The organism is Pantoea sp. X-Soil-ISGK-285, from assembly GCF_059730815.1.
On sequence record NZ_AP035938.1, the window covers coordinates 2,843,399 to 2,866,710 of the forward strand.

20 protein-coding genes are annotated in these 23,312 nt (G+C 54.5%); 3 read left to right on the top strand and 17 right to left on the bottom strand.

Annotation, left to right across the window (positions count from 1 at the left end):
• The first annotated feature begins 246 nt into the window (after nucleotides 1–246).
• Nucleotides 247–1,905 (top strand): glucan biosynthesis protein D, encoded by a 1,659-nt coding sequence (locus AC6I8B_RS13395; protein ID WP_022625071.1) that lies wholly within the window; start codon nucleotides 247–249, stop codon nucleotides 1,903–1,905.
• Between the two features lie 33 nt (nucleotides 1,906–1,938).
• Here AC6I8B_RS13395 and AC6I8B_RS13400 read toward each other — a convergent pair whose 3' ends face one another.
• The 15 genes from AC6I8B_RS13400 to lrhA all read right to left on the bottom strand — a co-directional run bounded on the left by AC6I8B_RS13400 (nucleotide 1,939) and on the right by lrhA (nucleotide 19,247).
• The gene (locus tag AC6I8B_RS13400) at nucleotides 1,939–2,397 is read right to left on the bottom strand and encodes a GNAT family N-acetyltransferase (RefSeq protein WP_157352664.1); all 459 of its coding nucleotides are present in this window, start codon (nucleotides 2,395–2,397) and stop codon (nucleotides 1,939–1,941) included.
• Nucleotides 2,398–2,520: 123 nt separating this feature from the next.
• The gene (nuoN, locus tag AC6I8B_RS13405; protein ID WP_010258083.1) at nucleotides 2,521–3,978 is read right to left on the bottom strand and encodes an NADH-quinone oxidoreductase subunit NuoN; all 1,458 of its coding nucleotides are present in this window, start codon (nucleotides 3,976–3,978) and stop codon (nucleotides 2,521–2,523) included.
• Nucleotides 3,979–3,984: 6 nt separating this feature from the next.
• On the bottom strand, nucleotides 3,985–5,505 hold the full coding sequence (nuoM, locus tag AC6I8B_RS13410) for an NADH-quinone oxidoreductase subunit M (protein ID WP_010258081.1): 1,521 nt from the start codon (nucleotides 5,503–5,505) through the stop codon (nucleotides 3,985–3,987).
• 210 nt (nucleotides 5,506–5,715) lie between these two features.
• Nucleotides 5,716–7,551, bottom strand: coding sequence for an NADH-quinone oxidoreductase subunit L (gene nuoL / locus AC6I8B_RS13415; RefSeq protein ID WP_010258078.1), 1,836 nt, complete (start codon nucleotides 7,549–7,551; stop codon nucleotides 5,716–5,718).
• Nucleotides 7,548–7,850 carry an NADH-quinone oxidoreductase subunit NuoK gene (nuoK, locus tag AC6I8B_RS13420; RefSeq protein ID WP_003854236.1) on the bottom strand — a complete coding sequence of 101 codons (303 nt, stop codon included), beginning with the start codon at nucleotides 7,848–7,850 and terminating at the stop codon, nucleotides 7,548–7,550. The genes nuoL and nuoK overlap by 4 nt, the downstream gene beginning before the upstream one ends.
• Entirely contained in the window at nucleotides 7,847–8,398 is a 552-nt protein-coding gene (gene nuoJ / locus AC6I8B_RS13425; RefSeq protein WP_010258075.1) for an NADH-quinone oxidoreductase subunit J, read from the bottom strand. The genes nuoK and nuoJ overlap by 4 nt, the downstream gene beginning before the upstream one ends.
• A gap of 10 nt (nucleotides 8,399–8,408) precedes the next feature.
• Nucleotides 8,409–8,951: an NADH-quinone oxidoreductase subunit NuoI gene (nuoI, locus tag AC6I8B_RS13430; RefSeq protein WP_003854239.1), complete on the bottom strand. Its 543-nt coding sequence runs from the start codon at nucleotides 8,949–8,951 to the stop codon at nucleotides 8,409–8,411.
• A gap of 11 nt (nucleotides 8,952–8,962) precedes the next feature.
• Nucleotides 8,963–9,940 (bottom strand): NADH-quinone oxidoreductase subunit NuoH, encoded by a 978-nt coding sequence (gene nuoH, locus AC6I8B_RS13435; protein WP_003854240.1) that lies wholly within the window; start codon nucleotides 9,938–9,940, stop codon nucleotides 8,963–8,965.
• Nucleotides 9,937–12,660 carry an NADH-quinone oxidoreductase subunit NuoG gene (gene nuoG / locus AC6I8B_RS13440; RefSeq protein ID WP_157352666.1) on the bottom strand — a complete coding sequence of 908 codons (2,724 nt, stop codon included), beginning with the start codon at nucleotides 12,658–12,660 and terminating at the stop codon, nucleotides 9,937–9,939. The genes nuoH and nuoG overlap by 4 nt, the downstream gene beginning before the upstream one ends.
• A 112-nt stretch (nucleotides 12,661–12,772) precedes the next feature.
• Entirely contained in the window at nucleotides 12,773–14,113 is a 1,341-nt protein-coding gene (gene nuoF, locus AC6I8B_RS13445; RefSeq protein ID WP_029519446.1) for an NADH-quinone oxidoreductase subunit NuoF, read from the bottom strand.
• Between the two features lie 2 nt (nucleotides 14,114–14,115).
• Nucleotides 14,116–14,631, bottom strand: a complete 516-nt coding sequence (nuoE, locus tag AC6I8B_RS13450) for an NADH-quinone oxidoreductase subunit NuoE (protein ID WP_010258066.1) — start codon at nucleotides 14,629–14,631, stop codon at nucleotides 14,116–14,118.
• A gap of 2 nt (nucleotides 14,632–14,633) precedes the next feature.
• Nucleotides 14,634–16,433 carry an NADH-quinone oxidoreductase subunit C/D gene (gene nuoC, locus AC6I8B_RS13455; protein WP_157352668.1) on the bottom strand — a complete coding sequence of 600 codons (1,800 nt, stop codon included), beginning with the start codon at nucleotides 16,431–16,433 and terminating at the stop codon, nucleotides 14,634–14,636.
• Between the two features lie 113 nt (nucleotides 16,434–16,546).
• On the bottom strand, nucleotides 16,547–17,224 hold the full coding sequence (locus AC6I8B_RS13460; RefSeq protein WP_003854245.1) for a NuoB/complex I 20 kDa subunit family protein: 678 nt from the start codon (nucleotides 17,222–17,224) through the stop codon (nucleotides 16,547–16,549).
• Between the two features lie 15 nt (nucleotides 17,225–17,239).
• Nucleotides 17,240–17,683 carry an NADH-quinone oxidoreductase subunit A gene (locus tag AC6I8B_RS13465; RefSeq protein ID WP_010258058.1) on the bottom strand — a complete coding sequence of 148 codons (444 nt, stop codon included), beginning with the start codon at nucleotides 17,681–17,683 and terminating at the stop codon, nucleotides 17,240–17,242.
• Between the two features lie 640 nt (nucleotides 17,684–18,323).
• The gene (lrhA, locus tag AC6I8B_RS13470) at nucleotides 18,324–19,247 is read right to left on the bottom strand and encodes a transcriptional regulator LrhA (protein WP_010258055.1); all 924 of its coding nucleotides are present in this window, start codon (nucleotides 19,245–19,247) and stop codon (nucleotides 18,324–18,326) included.
• A 960-nt stretch (nucleotides 19,248–20,207) separates the two neighbouring features.
• Between lrhA and AC6I8B_RS13475 the strand changes: the two genes are divergently transcribed.
• The gene (locus AC6I8B_RS13475) at nucleotides 20,208–21,425 is read left to right on the top strand and encodes a pyridoxal phosphate-dependent aminotransferase (RefSeq protein ID WP_010258051.1); all 1,218 of its coding nucleotides are present in this window, start codon (nucleotides 20,208–20,210) and stop codon (nucleotides 21,423–21,425) included.
• Between the two features lie 75 nt (nucleotides 21,426–21,500).
• Nucleotides 21,501–22,100 carry a 5'-deoxynucleotidase gene (gene yfbR / locus AC6I8B_RS13480; RefSeq protein ID WP_010258048.1) on the top strand — a complete coding sequence of 200 codons (600 nt, stop codon included), beginning with the start codon at nucleotides 21,501–21,503 and terminating at the stop codon, nucleotides 22,098–22,100.
• Nucleotides 22,101–22,129: 29 nt separating this feature from the next.
• Here the strand turns inward: yfbR and AC6I8B_RS13485 are convergent, their stop codons facing one another.
• Together AC6I8B_RS13485 and AC6I8B_RS13490 are read right to left on the bottom strand one after the other, a co-directional pair.
• On the bottom strand, nucleotides 22,130–22,789 hold the full coding sequence (locus AC6I8B_RS13485; RefSeq protein WP_250488629.1) for a sugar phosphatase: 660 nt from the start codon (nucleotides 22,787–22,789) through the stop codon (nucleotides 22,130–22,132).
• A 13-nt stretch (nucleotides 22,790–22,802) separates the two neighbouring features.
• Nucleotides 22,803–23,297, bottom strand: coding sequence for a YfbU family protein (locus tag AC6I8B_RS13490; RefSeq protein ID WP_010671451.1), 495 nt, complete (start codon nucleotides 23,295–23,297; stop codon nucleotides 22,803–22,805).
• Nucleotides 23,298–23,312: the final 15 nt, after the last annotated feature.

The window sequence follows — 23,312 nt, forward strand, 5'->3', positions numbered from 1 at the left end:
TTTTCATCTGTTAATCTTGCTCAGTGCAGGCTGTGCGCCGTTTCGCTACGCAAAGAAGTGTAAGACGCAGCGGCAACCGCGGAATTTCGCTTCGCTTCTTTGATTAATCTGATAAATTTTGTTGTGACTGAATTTTCCAGTAACCCTACTGTCGTACCCCTCTGTTGCCTGTGATTATCGGGCCATGAAAGTGCATTTTGCACGACAGTCACGACACCCTCGAACAGCTAAGGAATAATCTCTGGCATGAATCGAAGAATGTTTATGAAAGCGTCAATGGCCTTCTCCGCCGTTAGCGGCATGACCGGCCTGTCAACGCTGTTTGCGCAATCCGCATGGGCAGAAGATGGCATTGCTGACGGAACCGCCGTACGCTTCGATTTCGACGTATTGAAGAAAAACGCGGCTGCACTGGCGAAAAAACCCTGGGGCGGAGCACCGGGCGCGCTGCCGGAGACGCTGGCCACATTGACCCCGCAGGCGTACAACGAAATTCAGTATGACGCCAACCACTCACTCTGGAACAACCTGCCCGATCGTCAACTGGACGTTCAGTTCTTCCATGTCGGTATGGGCTTCAAGCGGCGCATCCGCATGTTCTCTGTTGACGGTGAGAGTCGCGAAGCACGCGAAATTCACTTCCGTCCCGAATTGTTCAACTACAACGACGCCAGGGTCGATACGAAGCAGCTGGAGGGCAAAACTGACCTCGGCTTCGCCGGGTTCCGCGCCTTTAAAAAACCGGAACTGGCCCGTCGCGACATCGTCTCCTTCCTTGGCGCAAGCTACTTCCGTGCCGTTGACGATACTTTCCAGTACGGCCTCTCGGCGCGTGGCGTAGCGATCAACACCTTCAGCAATGGCCAGGAAGAGTTTCCCGATTTCACCGCCTTCTGGTTTGAAACGCCAAAAGCGGAAGATACCACCTTTACCTGCTACGCCCTGCTGGATGGTGCCAGCGTCACCGGTGCTTATAAATTCATCATCCATTGCGAAGAGAAACGCGTGGTGATGGAGGTGGAAAACCACCTGTTTGCCCGTAAAGAGATCCGTCAGATTGGCATCTCGCCAATGACCAGTATGTTCAGCTGCGGCACCAACGAACGCCGTATGTGTAACACTTACCATCCGCAGATCCATGACTCCGATCGCCTGGCGATGTGGACCGGTAAAGGTGAATGGATTGCCCGTCCGCTGAATAATCCTCAGCGTCTGCAGTTCAACGCCTATGAAGATGAGAATCCACGTGGATTTGGCCTGCTGCAGCTTAATCACGACTTCAAAGATTATCAGGATGTGATTGGCTGGTATGACAAACGTCCCAGCCTGTGGGTTGAGCCGGTTGGTAAGTGGGGCAAAGGCGCGATTAACCTGATGGAGATCCCGACCACGGGTGAAACGCTGGATAACGTGGTCTGCTTCTGGCAACCGGCTGAGCCGGTCAAAGCGGGCAGCGAGCTGAACTTCTCCTACAAGCTTTACTGGAGTGGTCTGCCGCCGGTGCGTAGCGGTCTGGCACGCGTGGATGCAACCCGTACCGGTATCGGTGGTTTCCCGGAAGGCTGGGCGCCTGGCGAACACTTCCCGGAAACCTGGTGCCGCCGCTTCGCCATTGATTTTATTGGTGGCGATCTGCAGGCTGCTGCGCCGAAAGGTATTGAGCCGGTGATTACCGTTTCATCCGGCAGCGTGAAGCAGGTTGAGATTCTGTATGTCGATCCGCTTAAGGGCTATCGCATCCTGTTTGACTGGTATCCGAACAGCGATTCCACCGAGCCGGTAGAGATGCGTCTGTTCCTGCGCAGCAAAGATGAGACGCTGAGTGAAACCTGGCTCTATCAATATTTCCCGCCTGCGCCGGATCAGCGTAAATATGTCGATGACCGCCAGATGACGGTGGGTTGATGTAAAAAAGGCGAGGCTCAGGCCTCGCCTTTTTTATGGCGCGTTCTTCAGCATATCGACGTGAGGGATCCCATCTTCCAGGTAGTTCTCCCCCACCGCGACAAAGCTATGCTGCCCATAGAAACTTTCCAGATGCGCCTGCGCAGAGAGAAACAGATCGCGGCCCGGCCAGTGCTGCTGACAACTGTTGATTGCCTGCTCCATCAGACGATTCCCCAGCCGCGCACCACGAACCCGATCTGAAACAATCACCCGTCCGATTTTCACCGGGCTGGTCTCATCCTCCGGAGAGAGCAGTCGCGCATAGGCCACTAGTTGGTCATCCGCCATTCCCAGCAGATGCCGGTTTTCCGCCTGCAAATCTTTGCCATCCACATCAAGGTAAGCGCACTGCTGTTCCACCACAAACACGGCACTGCGCAACGCCAGCAGTGCATAGAGCTGTGAGAGGGTCAGTTCGCTATGGTGTTTATCCTGCCAGTTAATGTCCATGGTCTCTCCTTTAAACCACACACTCTACATCAGCGCGGTGTCGCCAGCACCTGCTGGTGACACTATGTTACAGGCAAAAAAAATCAGGCCCGGAGGCCTGATTCGTCAGTCGCAGCAACGCGCTTACATCAGCGGCTGAGCCATCTGCACCAGTCTGATCAGCGGCTGCGGGTAAACCCCTAACAGCAGCACCAGAATGGCAGAGATCAGTACCACCACACCACCGGCCGTAAATGCCCAGTTAGCAGGGGTATCACGTGTATGCAGTTCCGGCGGGCTGAGGTAGAGACTCACCGTCACGCGCAGATAGTAGTAGAGGCCAATCGCACTACCTGCAACTACAGCACCGGTCAGCCACCACAGGTGCGCACTGACGCCTGAAGCGATAACGTAGAATTTACCGATAAAGCCCAGCGTCATCGGGATACCCGCCAGTGACAGCATCATCACCGTCATTACCGCTGACAGGATAGGACGATGCCAGAACAGACCGCGGTAGGAGTAGAGCGAGTCAGCATCCGGGCCACGATACGGGCTGGACATCAGACTTACCACACCAAACGCGCCCAAGCTGCTGAACAGATAACCGGCCAGGTAAACGCCCGACGTTTCCAGCGACAGCTGATGATCTTTCACCGCAATCAGCGCCACCAGCAGATAACCGAGGTGGGCGATAGAGGAGTAACCCAGCAGACGCTTGATGTTGCTCTGCGAAATCGCCATCAGGTTACCGAACAGAATCGACACAAAGGCGATCATGGCCAGCACTGTGCGCACCGCTTCGCTGTCGGTCACCGGCGCATACATAAACAGACGCATGATGACACCGAAGATTGCAATCTTGCTGGCGGTGGCCAGGAAGGTTGAAACCGGCGCAGGCGCACCCTGATAAACATCGGGGGTCCATAGGTGGAACGGAACCAGTGAGAGTTTAAAGCCCAGACCGATGATCATCATGCCCAGACCCACCAGCAGCAGTGGCTCGTGGATCATGCTGTCAGTCAGGCTCTGGCCCAGCGCCACAAAGCTCAGGTTACCGGAGTCAGCGTAGATCAGCGCAATACCAAACAGCAGGAACGACGAGGCCGCCGCCGAAAGAATGGTGTACTTCAGCGCGGCTTCAAGCGAACGTTTCTGGCGGAAGGCGTAGCCAATCAGACCAAACAGCGGCAGTGACAGCAGTTCAATACCGATGAACAGCGAGGCCAGATGATTAGCACTGGCCAGCACGATGCCACCAAGTGCCGCAATCAGCACCAGCAGGTAGAACTCATCTTTGTTGTCCGGGAAGCCTGCCAGCCATGGATAGGCAAAGGTACAGGTCGCCAGACTCGCCAGCATAACCAGCGCGGTATAGAACATCGAATAGCCATCGACGCGCAGCAGCGGCGTGACATCCATCGCCCCGACCTGACCGACAAAGTACAGCGAGAGCAGCGCCAGGTTCAGGCCAACTACCGTTAGCGTGGCGTTAACGAAGTGGTTGCGTCGCCAGGCAATGGACAGCATCACAACCACCACCGTCAATCCGACGATTAACAGCGGTAGCAACGCAATCAATTGGTGAGGAGTTATTGTCATGGCGAATTACGGCCTTGTAGTTGAAATTGAAGCGGTAAACCACTGCTGAATATTGCTCATGGCAGCGTGCGAAGTATCCAGAATCGGCTGTGGATAGACGCCCAGCAGCACCAGCAGCACCACCAGAACACCGATGGTCATAAACTCACGCGGTGACATGCCTGGCAGCGGATCTTTCGATTTCGCTTCGCCGTAATAAGCGCGCTGCATCATCACCAGCGAGTAAATCGAGGCAAACACCAGACCAAAAGTCGCGATGATGATAATCATCGGCACCACCTGGAAGCTGCCGGTCAGAATCATAAATTCGCCGACGAAGTTACCGGTTCCTGGCATACCGAGGTTGGCAACCGCAAAGAACAGCGACAGACCCGGAATCCATTTGATGCGCGACCACAGGCCACCCATCTGACGCATATCACGAGTATGCAGACGCTCGTACAGCTGACCACACAGAATGAAGAGTGCTGCAGCGGAGAGACCGTGCGCAATCATCTGAATCACCGCGCCCTGCAGCGCCAGCTGGCTGCCGGTGTAGATGGCAATCAGCACAAAGCCCATGTGCGAAATCGAGGTGTAAGCAATCAGACGTTTGATATCAGTCTGCGAGAAGGCCATCCAGGCACCGTAGAAGATACCGATGATGCCTAACCACATGGCGATTGGCGCAAACTCGGCTGACGCATTCGGGAACAGCGGCAGACTGAAACGCAGTAAACCGTAAGCTGCGGTTTTCAGCAGGATACCCGCCAGGTCGACAGAACCAGCCGTTGGCGCCTGACTGTGCGCATCCGGCAGCCAGCCGTGCAACGGTACCACCGGCATCTTCACCGCAAAGGCGATAAAGAAGCCCAGCATCAGCAGATATTCAACACCGCTCGACATTGGGGTCTGCAGCAGCTGTTCGTAGTTGAATGTCCAGACGCCAGTCGCGTTGTAGTGGACAAACACCAGGCCCAGAATCGCAATCAGCATCACCAGACCTGAAGCCTGGGTGTAGATGAAGAATTTGGTCGCGGCGGAAATACGGGTTTTGCCGTCCGATGCTTTATGACCCCAGAGCGCGATGAGGAAGTACATCGGCACCAGCATCATTTCCCAGAAGAAGAAGAACAGGAACAGGTCGATGGAGAGGAAAACACCGATTACGCCGCCCAGGATCCACATCAGGTTCAGGTGGAAGAAGCCCTGATACTTTGAAATCTCATTCCAGGAACAGAGCACCGCCATCAGACCGAGCAGGCCGGTCAGCACCACCATCAGCAGCGACAGGCCATCAATGGCTAAATGGAAGCTGATGCCGAAGCGTGGGATCCACGGAACGGAGAAACTTGACTGCCACTGCGGAATGCCCGCTGCCTGCGTCAGTGAATAGCCTCCCTGCAACCAGAGTTGCAGTGAAAGCGCCAACGTCAGCCCCATAGTGATCAGTGCGATCCAGCGTGGCACCTTCGCGCCGAGGCGCTCAGTGAGCCAGCAGATCAGACCACCGACGAAGGGTATGATAATTAGCCAAGGTAATAACACGGCACACTTCCCTTTTCTTTGTCTTAGTTCGGGCTATCTTACTTGCCATTTTGGCTCCCGGCAGTGCTCGCAATCCTCACATACCTCGGTATGCTCCGGTTGCTGTGCGCTGGCGGTAACCAAACTAGCCGCGACGATAACGCCCTTGCTCAGGACAATTTTTGACATTCTCAATGGGCAGATTAGCTAACCTGCCCCGCTCATCAATCTTTAAATCACCAGCAGCAGAGCCAGCACCAGCACGGCGCCCACGCTCATTGACGCAACGTACCAGCGCAGGTAGCCATTCTCACTGACTACCAGGCCTTTGTTGGCAATACGTGACAGCAGCGCAGGCAGGTTCATCAGGCCATTCAGTGGGTCGCGCTTCAGCAGCCACGCAATACCCAGATAAGGTTTGACGAACACTTTATCGTAGAGCCAGTCGAAGCCCCAGGCCGCAAACCACCAGGTGCCGAAGAAACGGCCTGGTGCACTGTTTGCGATACGGGTAACCAGCTCACGTTTGCCCAGCCACAGCGCGGCAGCGATCAGAATGCCGACAATCGCTACAACGCCCGAGGTGATTTCAAGTCCCACTTTGCCCGCTTCACCGAACTCATTGGCTGGCAGTACACCTGCCAGCGGCGGCGTGATCAGCGCACCAATAAAGGTGGAGAGCAGCAGCAGCACAATCAGCGGCAGATGATGGGTAATGCCCTTACCGGCGTGCGCATGAATTTTCTCTTCGCCGTGGAACACGATGAAGATCATACGGAAGGTATAGATAGAGGTCAGGAACGCCCCCACCAGACCCGCAACCATCAGGTTGATGTGACCGTTAGCCAGTGCGCCAAACAGGATCTCATCTTTACTGTAGAAGCCCGCCGTAATCAGCGGCAGTGCCGCCAGCGCCGCGCCGCCCACCAGGAAGCAGGTGTAGACCAGCGGAATGCTCTTACGCAGGCCACCCATTTTGAAAATGTTCTGCTCGTGATGGCAGGCCAGAATCACTGAACCCGAAGAGAGGAACAGCAACGCTTTAAAGAAGGCGTGCGTCATCAGATGGAAAATCGCCGCATCCCACGCCTGAACACCCAGCGCCAGGAACATGTAGCCAATCTGGCTCATGGTGGAGTAAGCGAGAACACGTTTGATGTCGGTCTGTACCAGCGCGGCAAAGCCTGCCAGCACCAGGGTTATCGCCCCGATAATCCCGACCAGATGCAGCACTTCCGGCGTCAGCAGGAAGAGACCGTGGCTACGGGCAATCAGGTAGACACCTGCTGTCACCATGGTCGCGGCGTGGATCAGTGCCGAAACCGGTGTCGGACCAGCCATCGCATCTGCCAGCCAGGTCTGTAACGGCAGCTGAGCCGATTTACCGACCGCGCCACCCAGCAGCATCAGCGTTGCCCACTGCAGCATATGGTTATCTGCGGCAAAGTGCGCAGGAGCCAGCTCCATCATCTCGCGGAAGTTCAGCGTGCCCAGCTCGTTGTAGAGGATGAACAGACCAAATGCCAGGAAGACGTCGCCCACGCGGGTAATGATGAACGCTTTCATCGCCGCTTTGCCGTTTTCCGGATTGCTGTAGTAGAAACCGATCAGCAGATAAGAGCAGAGGCCTACCCCTTCCCAGCCCAGATACATCAGCATCAGGTTATCGGCCAGCACCAGAACAACCATGCTGGCGATAAACAGGTTGGTATAGGCGAAGAAGCGGGAGTAGCCCTCTTCTCCGCGCATGTACCAGGAGGCGAACATGTGAATGAAGAAACCGACACCGGTCACGACAGACAGCATGGTCAGCGACAGGCCATCCAGCGTCAGGTTCACCTTCATGTCGAAGTTGCCGACATGCATCCAGGTCCAGAGCGCCTGCGTGTAGGCTTGCTGGCCGTTGGCGAAGAAGTCAAAACCGACCATCGCTGTAGTCAGGGCCGCCAGACCCACCGATCCCATACCAATCGTGGCCGACAGGTTCTCTGACCAGCGACCGCGCGAAAACGCTAACAGCAGAAAGCCGATCAGCGGAAACAAGACAGTTAAATAGAGAAGATTCATCCGCGCATCTCGCTCACAGTATCAATGTTCAGCGTCTGACGACGACGATAGAGCTGAAGCAGCAGTGCCAGACCAATACTGGCTTCCGCTGCCGCCAGGCTGATCGCCAGGATATACATCACCTGTCCATCGGCCTGACCCCAATAGCTCCCGGCAACCACCAGGGCTAAGGCGGCGGCGTTGATCATGATTTCAAGGCCGATCAGCATAAACAGCAGATTGCGGCGTATTACCAGCGACGTCAGTCCAAGGACAAACAGCACGGCAGCAAGAATCAATCCATGTTGTAACGGGATCATGCGTTCTCCTTTTTCACCTGAGCGGCGTCAGCATTACGGTTACTCAGGACTTCGCCCTGACGCTCCTCGCGACCGATATGGAACGCCACGACCAGACCCGCCAGCAGCAGCATTGAGGCCAGTTCAACCGCCAGTACGTAAGGACCGAACAGGCTGATGCCGACCGCTTTGGCGTCGATGATGGTGCCATCGATGCCCTGATCGTTGGCGGTCAGGATGGCGTAGACCATTACGACCAGCAGCAGCAACGAGACGATACCCGGACCAATCCACAGTGACGGGCTGAGCCACTCACGCTCCTGCTTCTCGGTCTGTTTGCCCAGGTTCAGCATCATGACCACGAAGACGAACAGCACCATGATGGCACCGGCGTAGACGATGATCTCCAGCGCACCGGCAAAATAGGCTCCCATAGAGAAGAAGACGCCCGCGATCGATAACAGCGAAACGATCAGGTACAGCAACGCATGTACCGGATTAGTGTGGGTAATGACGCGCAACGTCGTCAGCACCGCCACCAGCCCGCAAAGATAAAACGCAAATTCCATGCCTTGCTCCTTAAGGTAATAAGCCTTTGACGTCGATAGGCTTCGCTTCGTTTTCTGCTTCGCCCTTATCTTTACCGTCAATCGCCATACCTGCCATGCGGTAGAAGTTGTACTCCGGATATTTACCCGGCCCCGAAATCAGCAGATCGTCCTTCTCATACACCAGATCCTGACGCTTAAACTCACCCAGTTCGAAATCGGGGGTCAGCTGAATCGCCGTGGTTGGACAGGCTTCCTCACACATGCCGCAGAAGATGCAGCGTGAGAAGTTGATGCGGAAGAACTCCGGATACCAGCGGCCATCTTTGGTTTCAGCTTTCTGCAGCGAGATACAACCAACCGGACAGGCAACCGCACACAGGTTACAGGCGACGCAACGCTCCTGACCATCCGGATCGCGGGTTAACACGATACGGCCACGATAGCGTGGTGGCAGATAAACCGGCTCTTCCGGATACATCTGAGTTTCACGTTTGGCGAAGGCGTGCAGCCCGATCAGCCAGATACTGCGAACTGTCGTGCCAAAGCCTACGACAATATCTTTCAAAGTCATTTGTTAACCCCTTACGGCGCTGTGTAGAGAATCACTGCGGCAGTCGCCAGCAGGTTCAACAGCGTCAACGGCAGACACACTTTCCAGCCGAATGACAGCACCTGGTCGTAGCGTGGGCGCGGAAGCGCAGCACGAATCAGGATGAACATCATCATAAAGAACGCCGTTTTCAGGGCGAACCAGATGAACGGCGGCAGGAATGGGCCGTGCCAGCCACCAAAGAACAGCGTCACAATCAGCGCTGAAACGGTGGTGATCGCCACATATTCGCCGACAAAGAACAGGCCGAACTTCATACCGGCATATTCGATGTGATAACCGTCCGCCAGTTCCTGCTCCGCTTCTGGCTGGTCAAACGGATGACGGTGACACACCGCCACGCCAGCAATACAGAAGGTCACGAAACCGAAGAACTGCGGAATGATGTTCCACAGGTGCGTCTGGCTGTTGACGATATCGTTCATATTGAACGAGCCCGCCTGCGCTACCACGCCCATCAGCGACAGACCCAGGAACACTTCGTAGCTCAGGGTCTGCGCCGAGGCGCGCATCGCACCCAGCAGCGAGTATTTGTTATTACTCGACCAGCCGGCAAACAGCACCGCGTAGACCGCAAGGCCCGCCATCATCAGGAAGAACAGCAGACCGATATTCAGGTCTGTCACCATCCAGGTTGGCGAAACCGGCACGATAGCAAAGGCCAGCAGCAGTGAAACAAAGGCGATAACCGGCGCAAGAGTAAAGATAAAGCGGTCGGTAAACGGCGGAACCCAGTCCTCTTTAAAGAACATTTTGATCATGTCCGCTACCAGCTGGAGCGAGCCGCCCCAGCCTACGCGGTTTGGTCCGTAACGGTTCTGGAACAGGCCGAGCAGACGACGCTCGGCGAAGCTCATGAACGCGCCGCAGGCCACAACCACCAGCAGAATCACGATGGCTTTAACAATGGCCAGCAGAATGTCGATAACGTCCGGTGTTAACCAGCTCATTGCGCCGCCTCCTGCAGAGTGTCGATTTTACCGTTCGCCAGGAATGGCGGAACGCCCGGCATGCCCAGCGGCAGACCAATCTGTCCCGCCTGCAGTGACGCCGAGAAACGGACCGGCAGACGCACTGTCTCACCGGCACAGATGAACTCAACCGCCGCGCCATTGTTGACGCCCAGCTTCGCTGCATCTTCCGGGTTAATCACCAGTGCAGGCGGTGCCATACGCTGCTGGAAGACCGGTGAACGCTGTGACATCTCTTCACTACCAAACAGCTGGTAGAGAGGGGCCACGCGCCACTGCGCTTCACTGACGAATGCCGCCGGAACGTTGCTGAACCAGGGCAGACTGGCTGCGCTGGCTTCAAACAGCCGTATACCCGGATCGCCATTACGCAGTTTGCCGCCCACTTCAACCTGGAACTTGTTCCACGCCTGCGGTGAGTTCCAGCCCGGTGCCCAGGCAAACGGAATCTGCGAACGCGGTGCGCCTGGCTGGTTGTTCCCTTCCATTGAGAAGGCGAACATCGTGTCCTGATCCTGCGGCTGACGCGGTTCGTGCACGCTGATATTGGCGCGCGCCGCGGTACGGCCACTGGCACGGTGCGGTGAACGCGACAGTTTCTGTCCGCGAATACGGAAGCTGGCATCCGGTGCCGCATCCTTGATTCCGGCCAGCTGTGGCAGATGACTCACCACCGCATCGATCACGTGGTCCAGCTGCGTCCAGTCGACGTGACGGCTTTCCAGCGTGCTGTGCAGCGAATGCAGCCAGCGCCAGCTCTCCAGCATCACTACGTTGTTGTCATAATAGGAAGGATCGTAAACCTGGAAGAAACGCTGTGCGCGGCCTTCATGGTTGATCGAGGTGCCATCACTTTCGGCGAAGCTGGCGGTTGATAACACCAGACCCGCTTTCTCCAGCGTCGCGGTGCGCTGATGATCAACCACAATCACGTTAGTGGTCTGGGCCAGCGCCGCATCAACCAGCGCTTTCGGTGCATGGCGATAGAGGTCATTTTCCAGTACCACCAGCGCATCGGCTTCACCGTTGCTCAGCTGATCCAGCGCGCTCTCCAGAGGATTGCCGCCCATCAGGCCAAGACCCACGCTGTTGGCGTGTCCCGCCAGCAGCGTAATCCCGACGTCGGCACCGCGCGCTTTCAGCGCTTTGGCCACGTTGGCAGCCGCTTCGATCATCGCGCTGCTGCCGGAATGGGTCCCGGAAATAATTAACGGTTTTTTCGCGCCGGCCAGCGCCTGCACGATGACATCCATTTTGCCGTTCAGTTTGCTGTCGAAATCGGTCACTGCCGGAGCGGTTTCATCCAGCGCACTGGCGATAGCGAAACCGAGACGCGCCTGATCTTCAACCGGTGCGCGATAGCTCCATGCCGCGATATCATCCAGACGGGTTTCATCGACGTTAGTGATAAACAGCGGATGTTTCGCATTCTGACCGATGTTCAGGATCGCGGCGATCTGCCAGTCTGCCACTTTCTGAGCCGCAGCCATGTCGAGCGCTTTGCCTTTCACGGCCTGACGCACTGACAGCGCCACGCGTGCGCCCACCTGGGTCAGATCTTCGCCCAGCACCAGCACCGCATCGTAGCTTTCAATTTCACGCAGCGATGGCGTATAGATACCGCCCTCACGCAGAACTTTCAGCATCAGTTCAAGCCGGGCCTGCTCGCCCGCTGGCATGCCGGTAGAGAAGTTCTCTGCACCGACCAGTTCACGCAGCGCGAAGTTACTTTCAATGCTGGCGCGCGGCGAGCCGATACCGATCACTTTTTTCGCCTGACGCAGCAAATCTGCACCGGCATTGACCGCCTGCTCTGCGTTCAGCGTCACCCAGTCGTTGCCGCGCAGCAGCATCGGCTGGCGTGGGCGATCTTTACGGTTCACGTAGCCATAGCCAAAGCGGCCACGGTCACACAGGAAATAGTGGTTTACGGTGCCGTTATAACGGTTTTCGATACGGCGTAACTCACCATAACGCTCACCCGGGCTGGTGTTACAGCCCACACTGCACTGCTGGCAGATGCTCGGCGCAAACTGCATATCCCATTTACGGTTATAGCGTTCGGAGTGCGTTTTATCGGTGAAGACGCCGGTCGGGCAGATTTCAACCAGGTTACCGGAGAATTCGCTCTCCAGCGTGCCATCTTCCGGACGACCGAAGTAGACGTTGTCGTGTGCGCCGTAGACACCCAGATCCTTGCCATCGGCATAATCTTTGTAGTAACGCACGCAGCGGTAACAGGCGATACAGCGGTTCATCTCATGGGAGATGAACGGGCCGAGATCCTGATTACGGTGGGTACGTTTGGTGAAGCGATAGCGGCGGAAGCTGTGGCCGGTCATTACTGTCATATCCTGCAGGTGACAGTTACCGCCCTCTTCACACACCGGACAGTCGTGCGGGTGGTTGGTCATCAGCCACTCCACCACGCTTTCGCGGAACTCTTTTGCTTCGCCATCATCGATGGAGATGAATGTGCCGTCAGAGGCCGGCGTCATGCAGGACATGACAAGACGGCCGCGGGTATCTTCGGCATTCTGGAATTGCTTTACCGCACACTGGCGGCAGGCCCCAACGCTTCCCAGCGCCGGATGCCAGCAAAAGTAAGGAATATCAAGGCCCAGAGAGAGACATGCCTGTAGCAGGTTGTCCGCTCCGTTCACATCATACTCTTTACCGTCTACATGAATTGTAGCCATAGTGACATGCTTCCGTAAGGCTCGTCAGAGACGAGCGTTAATCATATTCTTGCCCCGACGCACGACATTGTCGGGGCGGCGGCACCAGGCCTGTTCCGTGTTCTTCGGCGAATTACCAGCGCGCTTTCAGCAGGTTTGGCTGGATCCCGCCAATGGCGCGGGTATTGCCAAACACCTGCGGTGCCATGCCGGCTTCAAACTCTTCACGGAAATATTTAATCGCACTCTGCAGGGGCTCAACCGCACCCGGCGCATGCGCACAGAAGGTTTTACCCGGGCCAAGCTGACGGCAGAGTTGCAGTAAGGTTTCGATATCGCCTGGCTGACCCTGCTTCTGCTCCAGCGCGCGCAGAATTTTGACGCTCCACGGCAGGCCATCGCGACACGGTGTACACCAGCCGCACGACTCACGGGCAAAGAACTCTTCCAGGTTACGCACCAGCGAGACCATGTTGATCTCGTGATCGACCGCCATCGCCAGCGCCGTACCCAGACGACTGCCCGCTTTGCCGATGCTGGCAAACTCCATGGGCAGATCCAGGTGCTGGTCGGTCAGGAAGTCAGTCCCTGCCCCGCCGGGCTGCCAGGCTTTGAACTTCAGTCCGTCACGCATACCGCCCGCATAATCTTCAAGGATTTCACGTGCGGTGATACCAAATGGCAGCTCCCAGACGCCGGGATTTTTAACCCGTCCGGAGAAGCCCATCATTTTGGTACCGGCATCTTCGCTTTTAGAGATGTTTTTGTACCACTCCACGCCGTTGGCCAGAATCGCCGGAACGTTGGAGAGGGTTTCCACGTTGTTCACGCAGGTCGGTTTGCCCCACGCGCCCGCACTCGCCGGGAATGGCGGTTTCGAACGCGGATTAGCACGACGGCCTTCCAGTGAGTTAATCAGTGCCGTCTCTTCGCCGCAGATATAACGACCTGCGCCGGTGTGGACGATCAACTCAAAGTCGAAGCCGGTACCGAGAATATTTTTACCGATATAGCCCGCTTCCGTCGCTTCAGCAATCGCACGACGCAGATGCACCGCGGCTTCAATGTATTCGCCACGTAAGAAGATATAGCCACGGTAAGCCTTCAGCGCAAAGGCGCTGATCAGCATTCCTTCCACCAGCTGGTGAGGCATCTGCTCCATCAGCAGGCGGTCTTTATAGGTGCCCGGCTCCATCTCATCGGCGTTACACAGCAGGTAACGGATGTTCATCGACTCATCTTTCGGCATCAGGCTCCACTTCAGCCCGGTGGAGAAGCCCGCACCGCCGCGCCCTTTCAGGCCTGAATCTTTGACTGCCGCAACGATTTCATCCTGCGACATGCTTTTCAGCGCTTTTTCCGCACCGGCATAGCCGTTTTTACTGCGATATTCGTCAAGCCAGACAGGTTGCTTGTCGTCACGCATCCGCCAGGTCAGCGGATGGGTTTCTGCAGTGCGAATGATCTGTTTAATTGTCATTGATACTGCTCCAGCAAACCAGGGATGCCTTCCGGCGTCAGATGCACATGCGTGTCTTCATCCACCATCATCGTTGGCCCCTTATCGCAGTTACCCAGACAGCAGGTTGGCAGCAATGTAAAGCGGCCATCGGCAGTGGTCTGACCCGGTTTGATATTCAGTTGCTGTTCCAGTGCTGACTGGATGCCCTGATAACCGGTGATATGACAGACCACGCTGTCACAGTAACGGATCACATGACGGCCAACCGGCTGACGGAAGATCTGGCTGTAAAATGTTGCCACACCTTCAACATCACTCGCCGGGATACCCAGTACCTCGGCAATCGCATTGATGGCGCCGTCCGGCACCCATCCGCGCTGTTTCTGCACGATCTTCAGCGCTTCAATCGAGGCTGCACGCGCATCTTCATAGTGGTGTTTTTCGTGCTCAATGGCGTGATGCTCTTCCGCGCTCAGCACGAAGACCTCGTTAGGGTCGATCGTTTTAATGGCAATGTGTTGATCGTGCATAATTAGCGGTCCACGTCTGACATAACAAAATCGATACTACCCAGATATACGATCAGGTCGGATACCAGGCTGCCACGGATTACTGAAGGAATCTGCTGCAGATGCGGGAAGCTCGGCGTACGCACGCGGGTGCGGTAGCTCATGGTGCTGCCATCGCTGGTCAGGTAGTAGCTGTTGATCCCTTTCGTCGCTTCAATCATCTGGAACGACTCATTGGCTGGCATCACCGGCCCCCACGAAACCTGCAGGAAGTGCGTGATCAGCGTTTCAATGTGCTGCAACGTGCGCTCTTTCGGTGGCGGCGTGGTCAGCGGATGATCCGCTTTAAACGGACCCTCTGGCATGTTGTTGAGGCACTGCTCAAGAATGCTCAGCGACTGCCACATCTCTTCCATTTTCAGCATGACGCGGCTGTAAGCATCGCTGATGCCGTCGCCGACCGGGATTTCAAAATCGAAGTTTTCGTAGCCGGAGTAGGGACGCCATTTACGTACGTCAAAGTCGAGACCGGTAGCACGCAGACCAGCACCGGTAGTGCCCCACGCCAGCGCCTCTTCCATGTTGTAAGCAGCAACGCCTTTGGAACGGCCAATCAGTACGCTGTTGCGCAGTGCCGCTTTGTCATACTCTTTAAGACGTTTTGGCATCCAGTCGAGGAAGTCACGCAGCAGACGTTCCCAGCCTCGCGGCAGGTCATGCGCGACACCACCGATGCGGAACCACGCCGGGTGCATACGGAAACCGGTAATCGCCTCAACCACGTCATAGATTTTCTGACGGTCGGTAAAGGCAAAGAACACCGGCGTCATGGCCCCGACGTCCTGAATAAAGGTGGAGATATAAAGCAGGTGGCTGTTGATGCGGAACAGCTCAGAGAGCATCACGCGGATCACATTAACGCGATCGGGCACCACGATACCGGCCAGTTTCTCCACCGCCAGTACGTACGGCATTTCGTTTACGCAGCCGCCGAGGTACTCGATGCGGTCAGTGTAAGGAATGTAGCTGTGCCACGACTGACGCTCGCCCATCTTTTCGGCACCACGATGGTGATAGCCGATGTCAGGCACGCAGTCGACAATCTCTTCACCATCCAGCTGCAGAATGATGCGGAATGCCCCGTGCGCCGACGGGTGGTTAGGCCCGAGGTTCAGGAACATGAAGTCTTCGTTGGTGGTGCTGCGCTTCATGCCCCAGTCTTCAGGCTTAAAGGTCAGCGCTTCCATCTCCAGATCTTCTTTCTGTTTGGTCAGCGTAAACGGATCGAATTCGGTGGCGCGCGCCGGGTAATCTTTACGCAGCGGATGGCCTTCCCAGGTCGACGGCATCATGATGCGCGTCAGATGCGGGTGACCATCAAAGGTGATACCAAACATCTCCCAGGTTTCACGCTCATACCAGTTGGCATTCGGGAAAAGGCGGGTGATGGTCGGCAGATGCATATCGTTTTCAGAGAGTGCCACCTTGAGCATGATGTCGCGGTTGCGTTCAATCGACAGCAGGTGGTAGAAAACGGAAAAATCCGCCGCAGGCAGGCCTGCACGGTGGGTACGTAAACGCTCATCCACGCCATGCAGGTCATACAGCATGACGTAAGGTTTGGGTAATTTACGCAGGAACTCGATAATTTCCAGTATCTGTTCACGCTTCACCCACACCACCGGAATACCGGTACGGGTTGGCTGAACAGTGAAGGCATCCGGCCCAAAACGGTTACGCAACTCGCCGATCACCGGGTCATCAAGGTGATCACGGGTTTGCCATGAAGGCTGAGCGAGATCTTGCGTGGTCAAATCTGTCATACGTTACTCACCATTCCGGCCTGGTCTCAGGCACTCAAATGAAGGCGTCAGGATGGGGCCATGCATTAAATTGTGATGTTCTGCTGCAGGCGCTGTTTTCCATCCATACGGTTTTAAACTTCGTCCGGGCTGCGCAGGTTTGTGACTGCAATGCGCTCGCCGCGTTTTCTTTCACGCTCAGATGGCATGTTGGCGCGATAAACGCCCTGATCGCCAACCACCCATGAGAGCGGACGGCGCTCTTTGCCGATCGACTCCTGCAACAGCAGCAGTGCCTGCATATACGCTTCAGGACGTGGCGGACAGCCAGGAATATAAACATCGACCGGCAGGAATTTATCGACACCCTGCACCACGGAATAGATGTCATACATGCCGCCAGAGTTGGCGCAGGCACCCATGGAAATCACCCATTTGGGTTCCAGCATCTGATCGTACAAACGCTGAATAACCGGGGCCATTTTGGTGAACGGCGTACCGGCAATGACCATGAAATCGGCCTGACGTGGCGAAGCGCGCATAACTTCGGCGCCAAAACGTGCCACGTCGTGGACCGCGGTGAACGATGTTGTCATCTCAACGTAACAACAGGACAGGCCAAAGTTATAAGGCCAGAGGGAGTTTTTACGCCCCCAGTTCACCATGTCATGCAGGGCATTTTCGAGTTTGCCCATATAAACGCTGCGATGAACGTGCTGCTCCAGCGGATCGCTGACGATTTCCTGCTTTTGCAGAGGATAACGGTCGTTCTCACCACCGTTCGGGTCTATGCGGGTGAGCGTATAGTCCATCTTATTGCCTCTCTTTTACTGCTTATGAGGATTGGTGTGGCTGACCGTAGTGGTTTTGACCACCACGCGACGGCGAGCTGGAGCCCAGTCCAGTGCGCCAATGCGTACCAGATAGACCAGACCCGCCAGGAGCACCAAAATGAAAATTGCGGCTTCCACAAAGCCGATCCAACCGCTTTCACGGATTGAAGTCGCCCATGCGTATAAAAAGAGGGCTTCGACGTCGAAGATGACGAAAAACATCGCAACCAGATAAAATTTCGCCGACAGGCGGATATGGGTATCACCAACGGATTCAATGCCCGATTCGAATGGCGTGTCTTTGTAGCGGGCGCGCGCTCTGCCGCCAAGCAGCCATCCTCCGGTCAGCATGAAAGCACACAGGCCAAAGGCAATAACGATAAATACGATAAACGCCCAGTGCTGAGCGATGATTTCGGTGGTAGTTGACATACTCATTGCTTACTCATCAAAAGTGGCGCTGGCATCCTGCACGCGTTTCCCGCAGCAAACTGACCACATCGATTCAAGGGAAGGATAAAACCCTTTCAAATGTCGCTGTTATTACGTAATAAGCAGCTATTTTATGGGGTTTTTTACTCCTTTCTATAACCTTTTGTCAACTTTGACAAAAGTATCCAAACATTATTTCACACCTGCATCATATTATTAACAAATGATGCCCCGCTTTCCAGCTAAATCGCTTCAGTCTGTAGGGTTAATTTTAGTGTAGCGGGTATTCACATGCATGGATCGTGCATTTAACAAACATATTTTGACAGGTATCACTGAATTTTCCCTCCCCTTTCCAGGGCTATTTTTTTGATCCAGAACACACTTTTGCCCTTTATGCGTTAATTTTCCCCACCTGAAACGGTGATTCGGAACAAAGCGTTCGGTTTTTTGGTCTGGAAATTTCAATTCAGTAGGTGGTGAAATTTTTTTAGTCGGGTCTGAAGAGGCAGATGAGTCAGTAAGGGACATCGGGCGGGGGTCAGGCATAAAAAAAGCCTCTCGTTCTTTTCAGGGAAGGAGAGGCTTATTTATAAGCGTTTATTAAGGCAATCACGCAGGTATTGAGTACAACACGTTAGCGAAATTACTCTTCGTCATCCAGCAACAGTGAACCGTCGGGATTATTGCTCAGGTTATAAGGATCATTGGTGGACTGCATGGCATTGAAGATGGCCAGCGCCAGCTCATTATCGCTGTCAGGATTACGGCACAGCAGATATTGCGTATCCGGCAGTACCGGCAGTCCTTCAGCTGCACCCATAACACGCAGTTCCGGGCTCATCATCTCGACCGGACGTGCCGTCACGCCCAGTCCCGCTTTCACCGCTGCGCGTACTGCAGCCAGTGTGGAAGCGACATAAGAGATACGCCACGGGATGCCCGCTTCGTTGAGATGATCGATTGCCATATCACGATAAGGACTTGGCTCATCCAGCAACACCAATGGAATGGCTTCGCCACGCTGGAAGATATAATCCGCTGCGCAGTACCACAAGGTAGGTGAAGTACGCAGTACCTGATAGGTAAAATTGCCCGGGCTGGAAGTGGTCACAACCAGGTCCACTTCACCCTGATTGAGCATTTCCATCATAAACGGATTACGTTTAACCCGCACATCGATTGCCAGTTTCGGATAAACCGAGGTCACCCGGTTTAGCAGGAACGGCAGAATAGTGTCAGAGGTGTCATCAGAGGCGCCAATAGTCAGCACGCCCTGAATGTTGCTGTACATCAGAGATGTGCAGGCTTCGTCGTTAAAACGAAGAATTTTTCTCGCATAGCCTAAAAGCTGGATACCGTGCTCTGTCAGAAGCTTATTACGTCCATGTCTGGCAAACAGCTCTTTACCTACCAATTGTTCCAGACGCTGCATCTGCTGACTGACTGCTGACTGGGTTCTGCAGACCGCTGCAGCAGCAGCTGCAAAGGTATTCAAATCCGCAACGGCAACGAAGGTTCTCAGCAGATCGAGGTCGAGATTCAGTATCGGACGATTTGCATTAGTCATGTTTTTTCTTCACTTATAAGATTTTTACGAACTACTACCCTGGTGTTATCACAAGCTTATCAAAGTGATAAGCAGTAATGGTGCTCAATGACAGTCCTGTGTGAAGACTGACACAAAAAAAGTTTATGTGGATCCTGCACTGTTGACTCCTCTGAAGGGTCATAGTGCTATTCAAGACAGATACAACTTCTGAACCGATGGCGCTGGGTGCGCAAATGCAGGAAGCTGCGTAGTTGTCTTATTCCCACCAGAAAGAATCGTGTGGGATTGAAAGCGCACTTTACGGGCTATCAAAGCGAAGCGGCAAAGTGCACTAAATAATAAATTATACTTAATCATTTTTGACTTCAAAATGGAAATGATTTTGTGAAAAGCGCTGTAAATTTTGTGCTAAAGGCATTTCCAGACCCTTATGCCACATTATTGATCACTTTTTAAGCCTTCAGCGTTCTGAAATTTAGTGAGGAAGTGTTAAGTACGGCTCACAATCCTGCAATAAAGGTGCCATATGAAGCTCTGCTTTTGGCACTTTTCCGGCGAACACAAGGCCTTAAACACGCCACTCTTAAGCAGCGTTAAGGCGTAATCTTCAGGCACGCTCTAAAATCGTCCATAATTTGAACATTTATAAAATATCCTTTAACTATTTCTCTAAGTGTATATTTCAGGTGCAAAGAAAAGTTCCATTTCAATAACTTCCAGATAGCGTTCATGATGCTAAAGCCATATGTCGGTTCAGCAGCGCTTTGGACAAGTTAAAATCCTGCATTAATGCCAATTTATGGTTTTATTAACCAGTTTACGCGACAACAAATATTTTTTACGCTGCGCACCGGGCAAAAAGTTGTTGAACCCGCCAAAACGGGGCGGCGCCCTTCTTTTGTGACTGTCAGGAGAGTACATTGTGCTGGTTGGATTTCTGTGGCAGCCAAAAGGATTCTGCCCATTAAGGCGGTAACAATGACTTTTCAAATTGATAAATCCGGAAAACTCGATAACGTCTGCTATGACATCCGTGGCCCGGTACTGAAAGAGGCTAAGCGCCTCGAAGAAGAAGGTAACAAAGTTCTGAAGCTGAACATTGGCAACCCGGCGCCGTTTGGTTTTGAAGCACCGGATGAGATACTGGTCGATGTTATTCGTAACCTTCCCAGCTCTCAGGGCTATTGTGACTCCAAGGGTCTCTATTCCGCCCGTAAAGCGATCATGCAGCACTACCAGGCGCGCGACATGCGCGATGTCACCGTAGAAGATATCTACATTGGCAACGGTGTTTCAGAACTCATCGTGCAGGCGATGCAGGCGTTACTGAACAGCGGCGACGAAATGCTGGTGCCGGCCCCCGACTATCCGTTATGGACGGCTGCGGTTTCCCTCTCCAGCGGTAAAGCAGTGCACTATCTCTGTGACGAATCAGCAGGCTGGTTCCCTGACCTCGATGATATCCGCAGCAAGATAACGCCTCGTACCCGCGGCATCGTGATTATCAACCCGAATAACCCCACTGGCGCGGTCTACAGCAAAGAGCTGCTGTTAGAGGTGGTTGAAATTGCGCGTCAGCATAACCTGATTATTTTCGCCGATGAGATCTACGACAAGATCCTCTATGACGATGCACAGCATCACTGCATCGCAGCGCTGGCACCCGATCTGCTGACTGTTACCTTTAATGGCCTTTCTAAAACCTATCGCGTTGCCGGTTTCCGTCAGGGCTGGATGGTACTGAACGGGCCAAAGAAACATGCTAAAGGCTATATAGAAGGACTGGAGATGCTCGCCTCGATGCGCCTGTGTGCCAACGTACCGGCGCAGCATGCGATTCAGACGGCGCTGGGCGGCTACCAGAGCATTAGCGAATTTATCATGCCGGGTGGTCGTCTCTACGAGCAGCGGCAGCGCGCCTGGGAGTTGATTAATGATATCCCAGGCGTCAGCTGTGTGAAGCCGCAGGGCGCGCTTTATATGTTCCCGAAAATCGATGCCAAAAAATTCAACATTTTCGACGATCAGAAGATGGTGCTGGATTTTCTGTTACAGGAGAAGGTGCTACTGGTTCAGGGCAGTGCCTTTAACTGGCCATGGCCCGATCACCTGCGCATTGTTACGCTGCCACGTGTGGATGATCTTGAGATGGCGATCAATAAATTTGGCCGCTTCCTGCAAGGCTATCGTCAATAATCGGGCCCGCGTATACTGACGCTATTTGGGGAGAGCCAGAGCCTGTCTCTCCCCCGCCAGCCAACAGGAACGCTCATGACACAAAGCCACTTCTTTGCTCATCTCTCCCGTCTTAAGCTGATCAATCGCTGGCCGCTGATGCGCAATGTGCGCACCGAAAATGTCTCCGAACACAGTCTGCAGGTCGCTATGGTGGCGCATGCCCTGGCCGTGATCAAAAACCTTAAATTCAACGGGTCGCTTAATGCCGATCACATTGCCATGCTGGCGCTTTACCACGATGCCAGCGAAGTGCTCACCGGCGATTTACCGACTCCGGTAAAATATTACAACGCGCAGATCGCCCACGAATACAAGAAAATCGAGAAGATTGCTCAGCAGAAGCTGATTGAGATGCTGCCTGAAGAGTTTCAGGCGATCTATCGCCCGCTGATCGATGAGCATCTGCACAGCGAAGAGGAGCAGGCGGTTGTGAAACAGGCGGATGCGCTCTGTGCATATGTAAAATGTCTTGAGGAGTTGTCTGCCGGGAACAACGAATTTTTACTGGCCAAAGCGCGGCTGGAAAAGACCCTGGCACTTCGGCGTTCACCGGAGATGGATTACTTCGTTGAGGTGTTTATTCCGAGCTTCAGCCTGTCACTGGATGAAATCTCGCAGGATACGCCACTCTAAGCCCGGCGGTCTGGCCGCCGGGCCAGCCCTTAAGCCTGCTGACGGAAGGTAAAGCTGCCGTCAGACTCGCGGGTTATCACCAGTGACGCCAGTGAGTCGAGCTGAAGCGCTACCTCATCCAGCCGGGGTGTCTCCGCCGGCGCATTGATGGCAATCACCGCACAGCCAGCATTCAGGCCGGATAAGATTCCGGCAGGTGCATCTTCTGCAACCACGCACGATGTCGCCGCTAATCCCAGCTTCTCCGCGCCAAGCAGGTAGGGATCGGGCTCCGGTTTACCTTTAGCCACCTGTTCAGCGGTAATAAACACGGCGGGCTTCGGTAATCCTGCGGCTTTATGACGTGCATGTGCGACCGGGACTGAACCGGAAGTGACAATCGCCCAGGGAATCTGCAGTTCGTTCAGCTGGTTCAGCAACGCGTTGGCCCCTGGCAGCGCCTGCACACCGTCGGTGTCCGCCGCTTCAGCCTGCTCAAGCGCAACAAACTCCGCCTGAATAGCCTCTTCCGACTGGCCTGCCATGAAATGACGCAGAGAGGTGATCGCCTGTTTGCCATGAATGAAATCCAGAATCTCATCAGCCGCGATGCCATGACGGGCACCCCACTGGCTCCAGGCTCGTTCAACTGCTGGCAGTGAATCCACCAGCGTGCCGTCTAAATCAAATAGAAAACCTCTGTAGGTCACGCGCTCCTCCTCATCAGGCATTAATCACTTGCGCAATTTCGTTTGCACTTAAATGGTACTGGCGCGGACAAGTCTGCCACAAAGCTAACATCCGTTGATACTTTTCCCACATCGGGGTCTGCGCATTAAAACCATGGGTGCCGGAATCGAAGTGGGTATAACGCCCTTCTGTATTGACCATAAAACGGACATAACCCAGCAGGCGCGCTTCCGTTGCCGCATCGAAGCCCAGAAAGGCCAGACGCCGCTCTTCAAGCTCACCTTTCTCTTTAAGGTTCGACCAGGAGACGTGGAGAGCGTGATGCATTTCCATAATATCGATCACCGTCCGGCAGATCGCTTCGCTGAGTTCGCCAAACTCTTTGTCCAGCTCCCGCATCTGCAGCGCATAACCGCGTTCGATGATGGTCTGGTAACGACGAAAACGTTCCGCATTTTCCGGCTCAAGCATGGCCATCATTTTGTACTGATTAGTGAGAATCAAACGCTGCGCATGGGTCATTTCCATCATTTACTCCCGGTC

Excerpts from the sequence above, each read along its gene's own strand:
- nuoG (WP_157352666.1), bottom strand. The coding sequence starts at position 12,660 with ATGGCTACAATTCATGTAGACGGTAAAGAGTATGATGTGAACGGAGCG.
- nuoK (WP_003854236.1), bottom strand. The coding sequence starts at position 7,850 with ATGATCCCGTTACAACATGGATTGATTCTTGCTGCCGTGCTGTTTGTC.
- nuoL (WP_010258078.1), bottom strand. The coding sequence starts at position 7,551 with ATGAATCTTCTCTATTTAACTGTCTTGTTTCCGCTGATCGGCTTTCTG.
- nuoE (WP_010258066.1), bottom strand. The coding sequence starts at position 14,631 with ATGCACGATCAACACATTGCCATTAAAACGATCGACCCTAACGAGGTC.
- AC6I8B_RS13460 (WP_003854245.1), bottom strand. The coding sequence starts at position 17,224 with ATGGACTATACGCTCACCCGCATAGACCCGAACGGTGGTGAGAACGAC.
- AC6I8B_RS13490 (WP_010671451.1), bottom strand. The coding sequence starts at position 23,297 with ATGGAAATGACCCATGCGCAGCGTTTGATTCTCACTAATCAGTACAAA.
- AC6I8B_RS13475 (WP_010258051.1), top strand. The coding sequence starts at position 20,208 with ATGACTTTTCAAATTGATAAATCCGGAAAACTCGATAACGTCTGCTAT.
- nuoJ (WP_010258075.1), bottom strand. The coding sequence starts at position 8,398 with ATGGAATTTGCGTTTTATCTTTGCGGGCTGGTGGCGGTGCTGACGACG.
- nuoH (WP_003854240.1), bottom strand. The coding sequence starts at position 9,940 with ATGAGCTGGTTAACACCGGACGTTATCGACATTCTGCTGGCCATTGTT.
- AC6I8B_RS13395 (WP_022625071.1), top strand. The coding sequence starts at position 247 with ATGAATCGAAGAATGTTTATGAAAGCGTCAATGGCCTTCTCCGCCGTT.
- AC6I8B_RS13400 (WP_157352664.1), bottom strand. The coding sequence starts at position 2,397 with ATGGACATTAACTGGCAGGATAAACACCATAGCGAACTGACCCTCTCA.
- nuoN (WP_010258083.1), bottom strand. The coding sequence starts at position 3,978 with ATGACAATAACTCCTCACCAATTGATTGCGTTGCTACCGCTGTTAATC.
- nuoI (WP_003854239.1), bottom strand. The coding sequence starts at position 8,951 with ATGACTTTGAAAGATATTGTCGTAGGCTTTGGCACGACAGTTCGCAGT.
- AC6I8B_RS13465 (WP_010258058.1), bottom strand. The coding sequence starts at position 17,683 with ATGAGTATGTCAACTACCACCGAAATCATCGCTCAGCACTGGGCGTTT.
- yfbR (WP_010258048.1), top strand. The coding sequence starts at position 21,501 with ATGACACAAAGCCACTTCTTTGCTCATCTCTCCCGTCTTAAGCTGATC.
- nuoC (WP_157352668.1), bottom strand. The coding sequence starts at position 16,433 with ATGACAGATTTGACCACGCAAGATCTCGCTCAGCCTTCATGGCAAACC.
- lrhA (WP_010258055.1), bottom strand. The coding sequence starts at position 19,247 with ATGACTAATGCAAATCGTCCGATACTGAATCTCGACCTCGATCTGCTG.